The sequence below is a fragment of the Bradyrhizobium sp. Rc3b genome, from assembly GCF_900114915.1.
GTDB lineage: Bacteria > Pseudomonadota > Alphaproteobacteria > Rhizobiales > Xanthobacteraceae > Bradyrhizobium.
The window spans coordinates 174020-189414 of the sequence record NZ_FOUS01000007.1; the positions used below are offsets into that span (position 1 = coordinate 174020).

At 63.7% G+C, this 15395-nt stretch carries 13 protein-coding genes; 4 read left to right on the forward strand and 9 right to left on the reverse strand.

The annotated features are described in order from the left end of the window. Positions 1-4: 4 nt before the first annotated feature. The 4 genes from BM190_RS17920 to BM190_RS17935 all read right to left on the reverse strand — a co-directional run bounded on the left by BM190_RS17920 (position 5) and on the right by BM190_RS17935 (position 4610). Complete coding sequence (locus BM190_RS17920; RefSeq protein ID WP_092257251.1) at positions 5-502, reverse strand: TlpA family protein disulfide reductase; 498 nt, start codon at positions 500-502, stop codon at positions 5-7. Then, a complete protein-coding gene (locus tag BM190_RS17925; RefSeq protein ID WP_092257255.1) occupies positions 499-1710 on the reverse strand; it encodes a sialidase family protein in 1212 nt (403 codons plus the stop codon). Before BM190_RS17925 ends, BM190_RS17920 begins: the two co-directional genes overlap by 4 nt. A 26-nt stretch (positions 1711-1736) precedes the next feature. Next, positions 1737-4139 (reverse strand): TonB-dependent receptor family protein, encoded by a 2403-nt coding sequence (locus BM190_RS17930; RefSeq protein ID WP_092257258.1) that lies wholly within the window; start codon positions 4137-4139, stop codon positions 1737-1739. A 96-nt stretch (positions 4140-4235) separates the two neighbouring features. Next, positions 4236-4610 (reverse strand): DUF2946 family protein, encoded by a 375-nt coding sequence (locus tag BM190_RS17935; RefSeq protein ID WP_092257261.1) that lies wholly within the window; start codon positions 4608-4610, stop codon positions 4236-4238. A gap of 482 nt (positions 4611-5092) precedes the next feature. On the opposite strand from BM190_RS17935, the gene BM190_RS17940 reads away from it, so the two are divergent. From BM190_RS17940 to BM190_RS17955, 4 genes are all read left to right on the forward strand, one after another. Continuing rightward, complete coding sequence (locus BM190_RS17940) at positions 5093-5497, forward strand: globin (protein ID WP_177237142.1); 405 nt, start codon at positions 5093-5095, stop codon at positions 5495-5497. A gap of 139 nt (positions 5498-5636) precedes the next feature. Beyond that, on the forward strand, positions 5637-6659 hold the full coding sequence (locus tag BM190_RS17945) for a sugar ABC transporter substrate-binding protein (protein ID WP_018320172.1): 1023 nt from the start codon (positions 5637-5639) through the stop codon (positions 6657-6659). 6 nt (positions 6660-6665) lie between these two features. After that, entirely contained in the window at positions 6666-8168 is a 1503-nt protein-coding gene (locus BM190_RS17950) for a sugar ABC transporter ATP-binding protein (RefSeq protein ID WP_092257268.1), read from the forward strand. 12 nt (positions 8169-8180) lie between these two features. Continuing rightward, positions 8181-9209 (forward strand): ABC transporter permease, encoded by a 1029-nt coding sequence (locus tag BM190_RS17955; RefSeq protein WP_092257272.1) that lies wholly within the window; start codon positions 8181-8183, stop codon positions 9207-9209. Positions 9210-9480: 271 nt separating this feature from the next. On the opposite strand, the gene BM190_RS17960 is transcribed toward BM190_RS17955, so the two are convergent. From BM190_RS17960 to BM190_RS17980, 5 genes are all read right to left on the reverse strand, one after another. Further along, positions 9481-10524, reverse strand: coding sequence for an ABC transporter ATP-binding protein (locus BM190_RS17960; protein WP_092257276.1), 1044 nt, complete (start codon positions 10522-10524; stop codon positions 9481-9483). Next, positions 10517-11497, reverse strand: a complete 981-nt coding sequence (locus tag BM190_RS17965) for an ABC transporter ATP-binding protein (protein ID WP_092257279.1) — start codon at positions 11495-11497, stop codon at positions 10517-10519. The genes BM190_RS17960 and BM190_RS17965 overlap by 8 nt, the downstream gene beginning before the upstream one ends. Beyond that, positions 11494-12315: an ABC transporter permease gene (locus tag BM190_RS17970; protein WP_018320167.1), complete on the reverse strand. Its 822-nt coding sequence runs from the start codon at positions 12313-12315 to the stop codon at positions 11494-11496. The genes BM190_RS17965 and BM190_RS17970 overlap by 4 nt, the downstream gene beginning before the upstream one ends. Before the next feature lie 274 nt (positions 12316-12589). Continuing rightward, on the reverse strand, positions 12590-13513 hold the full coding sequence (locus BM190_RS17975; RefSeq protein WP_092257282.1) for an ABC transporter permease: 924 nt from the start codon (positions 13511-13513) through the stop codon (positions 12590-12592). Positions 13514-13573: 60 nt separating this feature from the next. Continuing rightward, positions 13574-15163: an ABC transporter substrate-binding protein gene (locus tag BM190_RS17980; RefSeq protein ID WP_092257285.1), complete on the reverse strand. Its 1590-nt coding sequence runs from the start codon at positions 15161-15163 to the stop codon at positions 13574-13576. Positions 15164-15395 lie beyond the last annotated feature (232 nt).

A 15395-nucleotide genomic window follows, 5' to 3' on the forward strand; every position in this document is an offset into this window, starting at 1 on the left:
AACTTCAGTGTTTTGAGCGTTGTTGCGCTGACCATTTTTCGAGATCGGCAATTTCAGCCGAGCCTTCGATGGTCGTGACGGTCCCTTCCCGGGAGATGAGCATGGTCCTGGGGATGTCGCCCTGCCAAGCCGGATCGATCTCGAACCGCAAGCGCTCGACAAAGCCGTCGTTGAAGATGAAATTTTCGGTCGACGACAGACCCGCCTTGTCGAGCATCGATTGCGTGGCGGCCGGCAGGTTCGGCACGAGATCGGCGCTGACAGTGACGACGTCGACGTCAGGATGATCCTTGGCAAACTGGCCGAGCAGCGGCAGCTCGACCTTGCAGGGGCCACAGGTCACGCCCCAGAAATGCACGAGCACGGGGCGGCCGGCGTGCCCCCTAAGGACGCTTTGCCAAGTGCCGCGTTCGAATGGCTTCAAAGCGGGAGATGCGGCAAGCGCAGCCACTGAAGCGATCAGAACGACAAGACCCGCAATGCCTACAAATCGAAATCTCATGGTTGGTCCTCGATAGCCTTGAGCCGATAGCCATCCGCCTTCGTCATCCACGACAGGTAAGTCTGCTTGCCGTTGGAGACGAGCAAAGGATGGTCGGACGTGTCGGTCGTGCTCGATATCGTCTTCGGCGGCGACCACGTCTCGCCATCGTCGCGGGAGATCGTCATCTGGACGGAGGTCTTCTCGCCGTCGAACTCCTTCCAGACCATCACCGTTCCCGCCGCGCCCGCGAGCACGAAGGGGCGCGTCGGATTGCGATCCGGCCGCCCCAACGCCATCGGCGAAGAGAACGTGCGGCCTTCGTCGCGCGAGTGCGCGTAGAACAGTCCCTTCCGCGCCTTTCCGTTGGTGTACCAGGCGACGTGATAGGTGCCGTTCGGCGCAACGGTGAGGCTCGGCCCATGGTGTGGGCAGGCATTGATCTGCCAGTCGTCGTTGCTGACCCGGCGGACTTCGCCTGGCGTGGCGACGTCCGTGAAGGTCATCACCGCGTGGTCGCGCACGCCGCCCTCAAAAATGTTCCTGAAGATTGCGACCGGCCGCCCGGACGCAGCGAATGCCAGCCCCAACCGGCAGCATTCGCAGGTGCCCTCACGCGCCAGCTTCGCGTCTGCGTAGGTGGTACCGCCGTCGCTGGACGACGTGAAGAACAGCCCGGCCCCCTCGTACTTCTGTCCCGCTTCCTTCGCAAAAATGCGATTGCGCTTGTCCAGCCACGCCGCAAAGACCGTTCCATCCTGATCGAGCGCCAGCGCCTCGAAACGTTGGCTCTCGTTGCTGGCGGTGATCGGCTTCAGCTCCGCGAAGCTTTTCCCGCCGTCGGCCGAGCGCGTGGTGAACACCTGACCGTTGAAGGCCTCGTCCCTGAAGGTCGAGAACGCGAGCGCGATGCCCCCCTTGCGGTCGACCACGATCTTCGGCCGCGCATCCGGCCCCCAATCGAGGTTCAGCCGCTTCGTCGTGACTTGAGTGGGCGTCGAGAAACTTCGGCCCTCGTCCTGCGAACTTGCGACCGAGACCTGCCCTCCCGCCATCCAGACCAGCCACAGCGTCCCGTCCGGACCGAAGGCGGGCGTCGCCTTGGTCGCACAGCGCAGCGTCGGCTCCTCGCACGCAGCTTCGGACGCGTGCTTGCCGTGCATCTGCCCCAGCGCCGCACCTTGCAGGCATGCGAGAGCGGCTATCGCGAGCAAGCCAGTTCGGATCATGGCCCTATTCCCTTCGAGAGCCCGGATTATTTGAAGGCCACCTTCATACCTGCAACGAACAGGCGTGGCGAGCCCGCATAGATCGACCCCGGTGCCGTGCTTGCGAGCGTGTTCCCTGGAATTTGCAGGCCGGCCGCCGTCACGGTGTTTGCGATGTTGTTTGCCGACGCAACATAGGTGCGATCGAATACGTTCCTGACCTCAAGAAACAGATTGAGTGACTTGAAGGTGTCCGACACCAAGTCGGTCTTGTAATGGACGTTCACATTGACCAGTTCGTAGCCCGGCGCCTTCAGCAGATTCGCGTTGTCCATGTAGAAAGAGTCCTTCCACTGGACCTCGACGAAGCCACCGAGACCTGCCAGCGACCCGGCGAACTCGTCGTAGCCAATTCGAGCCGTCAGCTCGTTAGGCGAGATACCGGGAATTTTATTGCCGGCACGGTTGAAGCTGAAGACGGCGCCATTGGTGATGTTCTCGACATATTCGGTGTAGACCTCGTCGAGATAGGTGTACGCCGCCATGAACCGCCAGCCCGGAGAGAACTTCCAGTCGGCGGCAAGCTCGAGGCCCCGATGCTCCGATCGCGGCGCGTTGAACGAGTAGTTTACACCCGCGACCGACGTCGCCTGGTTGACGATCTCGTTACGGAAAAACTCGTAAAAGCCGGTCGCGCTGAGCTTGAACGCGCTGTTCGGCGTCCAATCGAAACCGAGATCGTAGCCAAGATTCTTCTGGGCCTGGAGCTGGGTATTGTTGCCCGGCAATCCCGTCTGAGCGACGAAAAGATTTGAGACCTGCGGTGTGCCATACCCCGTGGCAACGCGTGCCCGGAACAGCCATTCGTTGTTGAGGTTGTAGAGCAACGCCAACTCTGGCGCAGTATTTTGAAACTGCCGGTCCGCGGTCGTCGGCGTCGTCGTGGTGATGCCGGTGGGACCAGCATATGAATAGGCCGTGTTGGTGCCCTTGAGCAAGGTCGTCTCCCAACCGATGCCCGCAACGGCCGTTAGCGACGATGTAAGCTTGAGCTCTTCCCTGGCACGAACACCATAATTGGTCGTCTCGCTGTAGAGATTGCTCGACAGCCTGCCGAGCGTCGCGTTGCCTCCCGGCATCACGTTTCGCGTATCGCTCGATGCCGTCAGGGTGTTGTAGAAGGCGCCGAAGAACGCGGTGGACTCCAGGCCGAGAATCTCTCCTCGCTTGGTGAGATCACTCATGTAGTTGTAGGACGGGAAGTCGCCGATCGAGCTGGTGGAGCCAGTTGGCTGACTGATGTTCCGGTCGTCGAACACGAACTGGTTGCGCCAGGTCGTATTGTTGTCGAAATCGTGCTCCCACCGGCCCCCGACGATGGTGCGGCGGTCGTTGCGGCCGAGCCCGGCCTGTACGGCCGTCTCCGTATCGGTCCCGGCGGTCGCGTTGAAGCCATTGTTGAACAGCCTGACCGTACCGCATCCGGGCGCCGCCGTGGCACCGGTCGCACAGCCCTGCTGGAAGGGATTGGTGTAGAATTGGTTCAGCGACTGTCGAAGCGGCAGCCGCGCGCTGAGATCGTTGTTGATGATCTTGACCGTGAAGCGGTCGTCCGGCGTCGCCTTGAGCGTGCCGAGGAAGTTGACGGTCTGCGTATTGAACCAACTATTGCCGATATAGCCGTCGCCTCGGGTGTCGCTCGCAAACAGAGAACCCTCGAAATTCCCGACCTTCTTGCCGGCCGCAAGGTAATTGTTGAGGTAGCCATAGCTGCCGCCGTCGACGCCGTATTCGACGCCGTCGATCGTGCCGCCCGGCCGTGTGCGGAAATTGAGCGCGCCGCCGGTCGCATAATTGCCGTAGAGCGCCGATGAGGGGCCGCGGATCACGTCGATCGCGCCATAGGCATGGGGATCGATCAGGTCGCTACGCGACAGTCCGTCCGGCTGCGTGACGGGGAAACCGTCGTCGAAGATCACGAGATTGCGGATGCCGAAACCGTTTCGGGCGTTGGATCCGCGAATCGAGATGCCGAAATCGCGCGGACCATTACCCTGCTTGATCGAAATGCCCGGACTGTCCCGCAAGACGTCGCTGACCGAAAACGAGGGCCGGTTGTCGAACTGGCTGCGATCGATGGTCGTCGCGGTCTGACCGGCCGGCGCCTGATTGAGACCGGCCCGCACTGCGCCGGCGGACATTGTGTTGTTCTGCCCCTGGGCGCCATCGGTCGCGTTCGGCGCGACCGGCCTCGCTGCGCGCGCCGCCGAAGTGGAGCGCTGCCGCGTTGACCGGGTGATTGGCTTGGGACGGGACGTCTTGGGCGCCTCGACCGTCACCGCGGGAATCGCTTCCGAGGCAGCCTGGGCGAGCGCGTCTGAACCGATCGGGGACACCAGTCCGAAAAGCACGGGCAAGCCCGCGCGCCCGATCGCACGAATGCGTAACATCTCTTGAATTCCTGACATCCGGCACCTCGACCGGTCCATTGAGCACGCCCATCGGCACAGCAACGGCGCGCGCCAATGGTTCGGTTTGTCGCTACGTCAGGAAAATTGAGGTGGGGCGCGGGCCTGGGCGCTCGACCCCCTGGGAGCGGCGATGGCGGACGCATCCGCCGGCTGCCACACCACGCGCGCGGCATGGCGGAAGGGAATCGAGAGTGCCGCGTGCGTCGGCGAATCCAGCGACGCGCCCGCCTGGGCCAGGCAACACAGGGCGCACGCACCCGCATGCGCGGTCGGGGTCCCCGTCCGTTCGTCGAGGCCACCCTCCTCGCTCACGCTGTGGCAGATGACGGCGGCAGACAGCGGATCGGCGATGGCTTGGCCCGTCGCCCAGCACGCGGCAATCGGCGCCAGCACCTGCATCACCAAGGCGAGCAGGACCAGGGGTAGGAATTTCTGTAACCGCGCGCGCATCCGCCGAACCGTTCGTTCGTCTGCTAACTAAACACCGCGCCGGGCCCAAGTCGAGATCAGTTCCGCCGCCTTCTTGGCCCAGCGCAAATTTGTCGGAAAAGCGTGGTCCGGACGACCTCACCATGGGCTCGGGGGCCGGCATTTGAGCCAAATCAAACGGCCCGACATCCACAGATTTCTTATATTTGTCATATACTTGCGGGGAAAAAAGCCCGATCATTTCGTCTATTGCTCGAATTTTGAACATTCGTTGCCGAAAATGATGACAAGTGAGAAAAGTTGATCTAGCATCCCCCTTGCTCAGGCTGGCCGTGAGGTCGAAGTCTGGTGGTCCAAGTCTCGGGAGGAGCCCCTGGCGCGCAAAACGCAGCGTCGCCCCGTCAATCAAGAGCAAATCTTAGAATCGGGGATAATAGGGTCGACACAATTTTTGAGCGGGGCCAGGGCCCCGCTCTTTTTTTGTCCGCATGGCACTTTCGCCGATGAATATGCCCTCCAATCCAGTCGAACTCAGCTTTGAACTCGCGGCCTCGCGCTGCGCGGATCTCACGCCCCTCGTCTACCAGCGCCTGTTCGACGAGCATCCCGAAACGCAGGCCATGTTCCGCTCGGAGGGCGGCGACCTCGTGAAGGGATCGATGCTCGCGCTGACGATCGAGGCGATTCTCGATTTCGCCGGGATGCGTCATGGGCATTTCCGGCTGATCGCCTGCGAGGTTGCCTCACACGACGCCTATGGCACGTCGCCCCAGCTGTTCACCGCCTTCTTCACCATTATCAGGGATACGCTGCGCGATCTGCTCGGCGATGAATGGTCGATCGAGATCGCGCAAGCCTGGGACAAATTGCTCGTCGACATCGACGCACTCGCCGGCACGACGGCCTGACGCTTTGCGCTGCACCAACGCGGCGTGCTGCGATGGCGCGTGTGATTGCAGATTGAGTGGCATCAACTCTTGTGAGACACTTTCGACATCGGTTGCGCAATCAATGACGCGCCGACGATAAAATTTATGGGAGCGAGCGATGTCCGGGACGAAAGATTTCTCGACGACGAGGCGCGATCTTCTTCAGGCGGCTGCGACCGCCGGCGCCGGAGCTGCCCTCCTCGGCAGCATGGGCATAAACCCCGCATTGGCCGCCGAGGTCGGGCGAAGCGAGAAGCCGTTGAAGGCGGCGTTCTCCAATGCGGGCCTGCAGGCTACATGGTGCGCGCAAGGAAAGCAGGCCGCCGAATTCTGGGGCAAGCTGTTCAACGTCGAAGTCACCTGGTTCGACGGCCAGCTCGACGCCGTGAAGCAGCGCGCGGCCATCGACAACATGGCCTCGCAGAAATGGGACTTCGTCGCGATCCAGGCGTTCGGTATCGGCACCCTCACCCAGCCCGTGCAGAAGATGATCGACGCCGGCACGCCCGTGATCGACATGGACACGCTGATTGCGCCGCTCGACCAGATCAACGTCCACTCCTTCCTCGCTCCCGACAACGAGTTCATGGGCGCCTCGGTGACCCAGGCGCTGTGCAACGCGATGGGCGGCAAGGGCAAGATCATCATGACGCAGGGCGCGCTCGGCCACACCGGCGCGCAAGGGCGCGCAAAGGGCTTCACCAACACGGTGAAGCAATTCCCCGGGATCGAGGTGCTCGACACCCAGCCGGCCGACTGGGACGTCTCCAAGACGGCGCGCCTCTGGGAAACCTATCTGACCAAGTATCCGCAGATCGATGCGGCGTTCTTCCACAATGACGACATGGCGCTCGCCGCGGCCAACATCATGAAGGCACGCGGCCGCACCAACATCCTGATCGGCGGGGTCGATGCCATGCCGCCGGCGATTCAGGCGGTGAGCGAAGGACGCATGTTCGCGACCGTCCGCAATCCGTCCTGCCGCATCCATGGCGGCGCGATCATCGCGGGCGTCTCCGCCGTGGTCGGCGGCGAGAAGAGCGGACAGGGCATTCCCAAGAACGTCGTCACCGACGGCCCGGTCGTGACCAAGGCCAATGCCGCCGGGATGCAGTGGATGCAGGATCACTTCCTGATCTGAGCTTCCATGCCCGAGGTGCGTTCGCCCATCCTTGAACTGCAGGGCATCACGAAGAGCTTCGGCGGCGTCGAAGCGCTTCGTGGTGTCGACTTCGCGCTCCATCCCGGCGAGATCCACGGTCTCGTCGGCGAGAACGGGGCTGGAAAAAGCACGCTGATGAAGATCATCGCCGGCGTGCACACCGAATTCTCCGGCCGCTTCCTGATCGATGGGAAGGAGACGCATTTCCGCTCGGCGCGCGATGCGCATGCGGCCGGCATTGCCATGGTGCACCAGGAGCTCTCTGTCGCGCCCGACCTCACGGTCGCCGAGAACGTCTTCCTGGGCAACCAGCCAACCAACGCCCTTGGCCTCGTGCAATGGCGACGGATGGCGCGCGAGGCCGGCGAGCAGCTCGCCCGCTTCGGCATCGACGTCGATCCGATGAGCCGGCTGGGTGACTTGCCCATCGGGCTGCAGCAGCTGATCGAGATCGCGCGCGTGCTGTTCTCCGGTGCCCGCATCGTGATCCTGGACGAGCCGACCTCCGCCCTCTCCCCGCCCGAGGTCGAGCGGCTGTTCGCAACGCTGCGGCGGCTGCGCGAAGAAGGCACCAGCATCGTCTTCATCTCGCATTTCATCGAGGACATCCTGCGCGTGTCCGACACGGTGACCGTGTTCCGCAACGGGCGGAAAGTCGCGGAGACGGCCAGCGCCGCCACCAGCAAGGGCGCGCTGATCGAGGCCATGATCGGCCGCGGCGGCGAAGCGCTCGAGCACAGCTACACCGACGACCTGCTGCTGCCGCAACCGAGCGACAGCGCGGTGGTTCTGAAGGTCGACCAGCTGACGCTCGCCCGCAGCCTGAAGGACATCTCCTTCGAGGCCCGCGCTGGCGAGGTGCTCGGCATCTACGGCTTCATGGGCTGCGGCCAGCAGGAGCTGTCGCGCATCCTGTTCGGCAAGCTGAAGCCTGATAGCGGCGCGCTTCTCGTCGAGGGTCAGCCAAAAACCTTTGCCAGCACGGCGGCGGCGCGGCGCGCCGGCGTGGCGCTGGTGCCGGAGAGCCGCCGCGACATGCTGTTCCACCAGGAGCCGGTCTACAAGAACATCTCGATCAGCATTTTGGACCGCATCTCCTCCCTGCTGCTCAAGCCGGCGCAGGAGCGCGATATCGCGAAGCGTCAGGTCGAGCAATTGCAGATCCGGCCGCCGGTGGTCGGCCTCGATCTCGGCATGCTCTCCGGCGGCAACCAGCAGAAGGTGGCGCTGGCAAAATGGCTGACCTATCCGCCCAAGCTCCTGGTGCTGTGCGAGCCAACCCGCGGCATGGATGTCGGCGCCAAGAACGACGTCATCAACATCGTTCGCGACCTCCGCGCCAAGGGGCTTGCGATCATCGTGCTGTCGACCGAGCCGGAAACGGTGCTGTCGCTGGCCGACCGCATCCTCGTGCTCAAGCGCGGCGCACTGGTGCGGGAATTCAGGAACGAGCCGGTCAGCAAGGACCGCCTGCTGGAAGCGGCGTGACGGAGAATCACAATGACGAGCAGTGAGACGGCTTTGGCGGCGGGGCAACGGGCGCGCGGGCTGGCGCCCTTCCTGCGCTCGCAGATGCGCAACATCGCCCCGTTCCTCACCCTGATCTTCCTGTCCGGCTTCTTCGCCTTTGCCAGCCCCTCCTTCGCGACGCTCGACAATCTCGGCAACATCCTCACGCAAGTGTCGGTCACCGGCATCATCGCCGTCGGCCTCACCTTCGTGATCCTGTGCGCCGAGATCGACCTCTCGATCGCCAGCATCGCCAATGTCACGGGCATCGCGGTCGCCTATTTCACGCTGCAGGAATCCTACGTCAACATCGCCAACATTCCCCTCCCCGGCGCGGTCGCCATCCTGCTATCGATCCTGCTCTGCGCCTTGCTCGGCCTCGTCAATGCGCTGGGGCTGACCGTGATCGGCATCCCCTCCTTCATCATGACGCTGGCGATGATGCAGATCGCCGCCGGCATCTCGGCGCTGCTGGTGCGCGGCCAGATCGCCTACAAGGTTCCGAGCCTGATCACCACGCTCGGCTCAGGCTCGATCGGCGGCATCCCCTGGCTCGTCATCATCGCCGCGCTGATGCTGCTCGGCGGGCATCTGGTGCTGACCTACACGCGCTTCGGCCGCTACGTCTACATGGTCGGGGGCAATCGCGAGGCGGCCGAATATTCCGGCCTCAACGTCAAGCTCATCCTAGGCGCGGTGATGGTGATCTCGGCGGTGTGCTCGGGCATCGGCGGCATGCTCGGCGTCGCCCATTTCGGCAGCGCGCAGCAGAACGAGTTCGACACCTATCTGCTCGACTCCATCGCTGCTGTCGTGGTCGGCGGCACCAGCCTGTTCGGCGGACGTGGTGGCATCGGCAACACCATCGTCGGTTTGTTCGTGCTCGGCGTCCTCAATAACGGCCTCGACCACGTCAACATCGATAGCTTCCTGAAGATCCTGATCCGCGGCCTGATCCTGCTGGCCGCGCTGGTCATCAACGTCTACGCGCAGCGGCTGAGGGAAAAGGCGGCGGACTAGACAGCCCTCAAAACAAAAAACGCGAAAACAACCCCATGCACAGTAGAAACTGTAAGAAAATTCAGCTGCTTATCGAAGCCGCAAGTGCGTGAGCCCACCGCACCGGGATTGACCCGTCGGGCAAAACAGAAGCAGAAGCGACAATGACCCCGTCATCCCTAAGGTGCGGAGCAGGCGATGCGACAGCATCGCATGCGGAGCCTCGAAGGATGAACGGCCACGCTGCCAGCCGGGCCGTCGCCCTTCGAGGGCCGCTGAAGAAGCGGCCACCTCAGGGTGACGGTGATAGGGCAAGGCTCGCTGCACCGATCTCGTCTGCCCGCCAGCACCTCACCGCGTGTCCATCGGCTCGCGTCTCCAGCAGCGGCCCCGGCTCGTGCCGGCACACCGCCTCCGCATAACGACAGCGCGGGCTGAAGGCGCAGCCGTTCGGGGGATTGAGCGGGTTGGGCAGGTCGCCGCCCGTGGTCGCCAGCGGGGCACGGTGTAGCGGATCAGGAATCGCAGCGATCAGGGCCTGCGTATAGGGATGCGCCGGGCGCTCGAAGATCTCGCGCCATTGGCCGTTCTCGACGATGCGGCCGAGATACATCACGGCGACGCGGTCGCTCATGTGCTCGACGACGCCGAGATCGTGGCTGATCATGATATAGGACAGACCGAGCGTGTCCTTCAATTCCAGCAGCAGATTGATGATCTGGGCGCGGATCGAGACGTCGAGCGCCGACACGGGCTCGTCGCAGATGACGATTTTGGGGTTGAGGATCAGCGCGCGGGCAATGCCGATGCGCTGGCGCTGACCGCCGGAGAATTCATGCGGATAGCGGCCCGACTGTTCGGGCCGCAAGCCGACATGCCGCAGCATGGTCGCGACGCGGTCCTCGATCTCGCTTTTCGCGGTGACGCCGTGCACACGCAGGGGATCCTCTAGCGTGCGGCGCACGGTCTGGCGTGGATTGAGCGAGGCGTAGGGATCCTGAAACACCATCTGCACGGTGCGCGCCAACGCCTTGCGATCGCCGGATTGCCTGCTCCTCACGACCTGCCCGTCCAGCACGATGCGGCCGTGCGTCGGCGTCAGCAGGCCAAGGATCGACAATGCGACCGTCGACTTGCCGGAGCCGGACTCGCCGACGAGGCCGAGGCATTCGCCGCGCTTCAGCTTGAGATCGACGCCATCGACGGCCCGGAGCATCCGCTTGCCGCGGCCCAGCAGGCCGCCACCCAGAGGAAAATGAACCGCCAGATCCTCGACGCTGAGGATGAGGTCATCGTCCGGCCTTCGGTCACCCAGCATGTCTTGCGGCTCATGCATGGTGATGACACCTGACCAGACCGCCCGCCGCCAGCAGATCGGTCTCCGGCGCGACTCTTCGGCAAATATCCGTCGCCTGCGCGCAGCGCGGATTGAACCGGCAGCCATCAGGGAAATTCGTGATCGCCGGGACGACGCCGGCGATCTCCTTGAGCCTGGTGCGGCCGAGGGCAGCGCGGCTGCCGAGCCTCGGCAGCGAGGCGACCAGGCCTTGCGTATAGGGGTGCGAGGGGAAACGGAAGATATCGGCCGAGCCGCGCTCCTCGACGATCCGGCCGGCATACATCACGGCGACGCGGCGGCAGACGTTTGCGACCAGGCCGAGATCGTGGCTGATCATCAGGATCGCCGTTCCACGCTCGGCGCACAAATTTCGCATCAGCTCGATGATCTCGGCCTGCACGGTGACGTCGAGCGCGGTGGTTGGCTCGTCGGCGATCAGGAGATCGGGACCGCAGGCGAGCGCGATGGCGATCATCACGCGCTGGCGCATGCCGCCGGAGAGCTGGTGCGGGTAATCGTTGACGCGGCGCTCGGGCGCGGGGACGCGGACGCTGGCCAGCGCCTCGACCGCCAGCCGATTGGCTTCCCGCCAGCTCTTGCCCTTGTGGAGCACGAACATCTCGGCGATCTGCCGGCCCACGGGCGAGACCGGGTTCAGCGCCGTCATCGGCTCCTGGAAGATCATGGCAATGCGGTTGCCGCGCAGCTCCCGCTGCCTGGCGGCGGAGAGGTGCTGGATCTCCTGCCCCTCGAACCGGATGACGCCGCCGCCGATCGAGAGCGGCGGCCGCAACAGCCCGATCAAGGCGAGCGCCGTGATGCTCTTGCCGCAGCCGGATTCGCCGACGAGGCCGAACGTCTCGCCGCGCGAGATGCGGAACGAAACGCCCTCGGCCGCCGCGACGCGCCTCGATCCGTCGTCGAGATCGATGCGCAGGTCCTCGACTTCGATCAGCGGTGCGCCGGTCATGTCCGCCGGCTCCGCGATTGGGGATCGAGAATGTCGCGCAGGCCATCGCCGAGCAGGTTGAGGCCAAGCACCGTCAGGAAGATGGCGAGGCCCGGAAATACCGAGAGCCACGGCGCCGTCGTGATCTGCTCGCGGGCTTCCGACAGCATGCTGCCCCAGCTTGGAAACGGCGGGCGAACGCCGAGGCCGAGGAACGACAATGCGGCTTCGGACAACACCGCGCTGCCCATGCCCAGCGTGCCGATAACGATGATGGGGCCCAGCATGTTCGGCAGCAGCTGGGTGATCATGATGCGCAAATCGCCGTAGCCGAGCACGGTCGCAGCCTGCACATAGCCCTGGCTCCGCAGCGACAGTGCCGAGGCCCGCGCGATCCGGCACGTGAAGGACCAGTTGGTCAGCCCGAGTGCGATCAACAGGCTGGTCAGGCCGGGTCCGAGCACCGCCATGATCGCCAGCGCGAAGATCAGCGAGGGGATCGCGAGCATGAGATTGGTCAGGGCGTTGACGACATCGTCCCACCAGCCGCCAAAATAGCCAGCGCTCAGCCCCAAGGCCACGCCGATGACGCTGTTGATGAGCTGCGAGATGATACCGACCGTCAGCGAGACCCGCGCGCCATACACGACGCGGGAATAGATGTCGCGGCCCTGGTCGTCGGTCCCGAACCACCAGGTCCAGCTCGGGGGCTCCTCCGCATTCATCAAATTGGCGTCCATCACGGGATCGGTGTGCGCCAGCCAGGGTGCGAGCAGGCCGACCAGGATCGCCAGCGCGAACAACACCCCACCGATGACGAGATTCGCGCGGAGCTTCATTGCAAGCGCTCCACCGCGAAAAGGATAATCGTGTGTGGCTTTAGCGAGAACTCGCCGCGGGCGCGTTTGGCCTCTCCCGCTTGCGGGGGAGGCCGACGCGCTCGGAGAGCGCGGCGGGTGGGGGCTCTCGCCACACAGGGAACCCCGATGCGGAGACACCCCCACCCCAACCCTCCCCCGCAGGCGGGAGAGGCGGCGCAGCACCCGTGACGCCACACCGCGCGCCTCGTATGCGATTGCCTTCCCGTCCAAGCGTGATGGAGCCCGCCAGCGCTCATGCGTATCTGATCCTGGGATCGATCACGCCGTAGAGTACGTCGATCAGCAGATTGATCGCGAGAAAGGCCAGCACGACGACGAGAATGGAGCCCTGGACCGCCGGAATGTCGCGCTGCAAGACACTGTCGACCAGCAATGAGCCGATCCCCGGCCACGAGAACAGTTTCTCGACCACGACCGCCTGCCCCATCAGGCCACCGAATTGCAGGCCGACGGTGGTGAGAATGATGACGAGCGCGTTGCGCATCACATGCCACTTCACCACCCGCGTCTCGCTCATGCCCTTGGATCGCGCGGTGCGGACGAAATCGGCGGTCATGATCTCGAGGACCGCGGCGCGCGTCGTCCGGGCAAACAGCGCCATCGGCGAGACGCCGAGCGTCACCGCTGGCAGGAGCAGATATTTCAGTCCGCCATCGCCATAGCCGAAACTCGGCAGCCAGCCGAGCTTCAACGCGAACAGGTACATCAGAACCAGTCCGAGCCAGAATTTGGCGATGGAAAGGCCCGACACCGCGACGACCATGGCAAGCGTATCGACGATGCCGCCCGGTCGCAGGGCCGCGATGAAGCCAAGCGGCACGCCGATCACGACCGAGAATGCCATGGCCGCGAAGATCAGTTGCAGGGTCGGCCAAGCCCGCTTGGCGATCATGGTCGTGACAGGCTCACGGGTCCGGAACGAGGTGCCGAAATCACCGGTCGCGAGCTTGGCAATGTAGACGCCGAAACGCACGTAAACGGGATCGTCGAGGCCGAGCTGCTTCTTCATGCGCAGCTCGACCTGCGGATCGCTGTCGTCACTCATGGAGGAGACGATGCTGCCGGGAACCACGCTGAACAACACGAAGACCAGCAGCACGACGGCAAGCACGGTCGGAACGGTTTGCAGCAGGCGACGGAACAGGAAGGAGAGCATCGGCACTTTTCCTCTCTCCCTCCATCGTCTGTGGCGACGGAGGGAGCGCGAGAGCGCATGTCACTTCGCGGGCGAGGTCTCGTCGACCCAGAGGTCTTCGACGTTCTGATGGGTCAGCTCCGTCGCGTTGAGCTGAATCCCCTTGAGCCACGGCTGCACCGCCATGACCGCCTTGTTGTAGTTGAAGAACCAGACCGGTGCCTCCTCATAGAGCAGCGCATTGGCCTTTTGCAGCAGCTGGGCGCGCTTTGCTGGGTCGTCGGCCTGCCCGGCCTCGTCGACGATCTTGTCGAAATCGGCGTTCTTGAAGATCATGTAGTTGCAGGCTGGCTGCGGCGTCGACGAGTGGAAGCATTTGAGGGCCGCCTGCGGATCCGGACCGCTCGCCTGGGAATAGATAAAGGCCTGGTAGTCGCCGGTGCGAACCACCTCCGCCAGCACCGCGGTCTCGACCTGCTTGACCTTCGCCTTGATGCCGACCTTGTCCAGCATCGGAATCACGGCCGAGACGATCGGCAAGCCCCAGCTCTCGTTCTGGCTGGTGGTCCATTCGAACTCGAAGCCGTTGGGATAGCCGGCCTCGTTAAGCAGCTGCTTGGCCTTGGCGGGATCGTAAGCGTACGGCTTCATCGCCTTGTCGTAGGCGGGCGAGGTCAGCGGCAGCCAGCTGGTGGCGCGATAGGCCTTGCCCTTGACCAGCTTGTTGATGATCAGGTCGGTATCGATCGCGTAGTTGATCGCCTGTCTCACGCGCTTGTCGGCGAACGGCTTGAATGATGGATTCATCCCCATGTAGCGCGTGAAGACCTCGGCGACCTCGACGATGGTGCCCTTGAGATTGGCGTCGGACTGGTAGGCCACATATTGCGCGGGTCCGAGCACCGAGGTGTCGACCTCCTTGTTGCGGAAGGCGACATCGCGCGCCGCGGCCTCGCCCATGATCGACACGACGATCTTGTCGGCGTAGGGCTTGCCGGGCTTGTAGAACCGGTCCCACCGCTCCAGGACAATGCGCGACCCCGGTACGTGCTCGACGAATTTGAAGGGCCCGAGACCGATCGGCTTCTGGATAAAACTCTCCTTGGCGCCCTCGTCGGCGGGATAGATCGAGGTCAGCGCGGTGAAGAAGTAGAAGCCGGGATCGACCTTCTCGGTCAGCTTCATCTCGACGGTGAAGTCGTCGATCTTCTTCAGCCCGGAGATTTCCTTGGCCTGGCCCTTCTCGACCGCGGCCGCGCCCTCGATCACGCGGACAAACCGCGCGCCGGGATAGGCCTTGGTGCCGTCCATGATGCGGGTGTAGGACCAGATGACATCGTCGGCCGTCATTTTGCGGCCATTGTGGAAATAGGCGTCGTCGCGCAGCTTGAAGGTGTGAACGAGGCCGCCGCCCGAGACCACATCCTCCTTGGCAAGCTCCAGGACCGGCTTGCCCTCCGCGGAATTCCAGATGTACAGCGAGCGGTGCAGCGCCTTGGCGTAGATCTCGTCCTGGGCGCGCTGCGTGGTGTGAATGTCCAGGCTGGTGAAACTCGAGCCATAGGGCGCGGTCATCCGGATGGTTCCGCCCTTGCGCGGCGTCTGGGCCTCCGCAGATCCAGCGAGCGCCAGTCCCAAGCCCGCGACGATCGCCATCATCCTGAACATCATGTGTGTCCCCACCAGCGCAGGTATTCCGATCAGGGATTTGATCATTCGTAGCCCGTCGAATGCAAGCTTCGTTTTTGATGGAGACCAATGTCAGTTCCGGACGGCGGCCGTTCGGCGATGCCTTCGGGGCCGGTTGCATCTGCCCGGCGATGCAAGCCCTCGATTGACGCGGTGCGTCATCGAGCAACGGGAATAGTGAACATTTCTCGCGATCGGCGCGACCAAGCTCAGG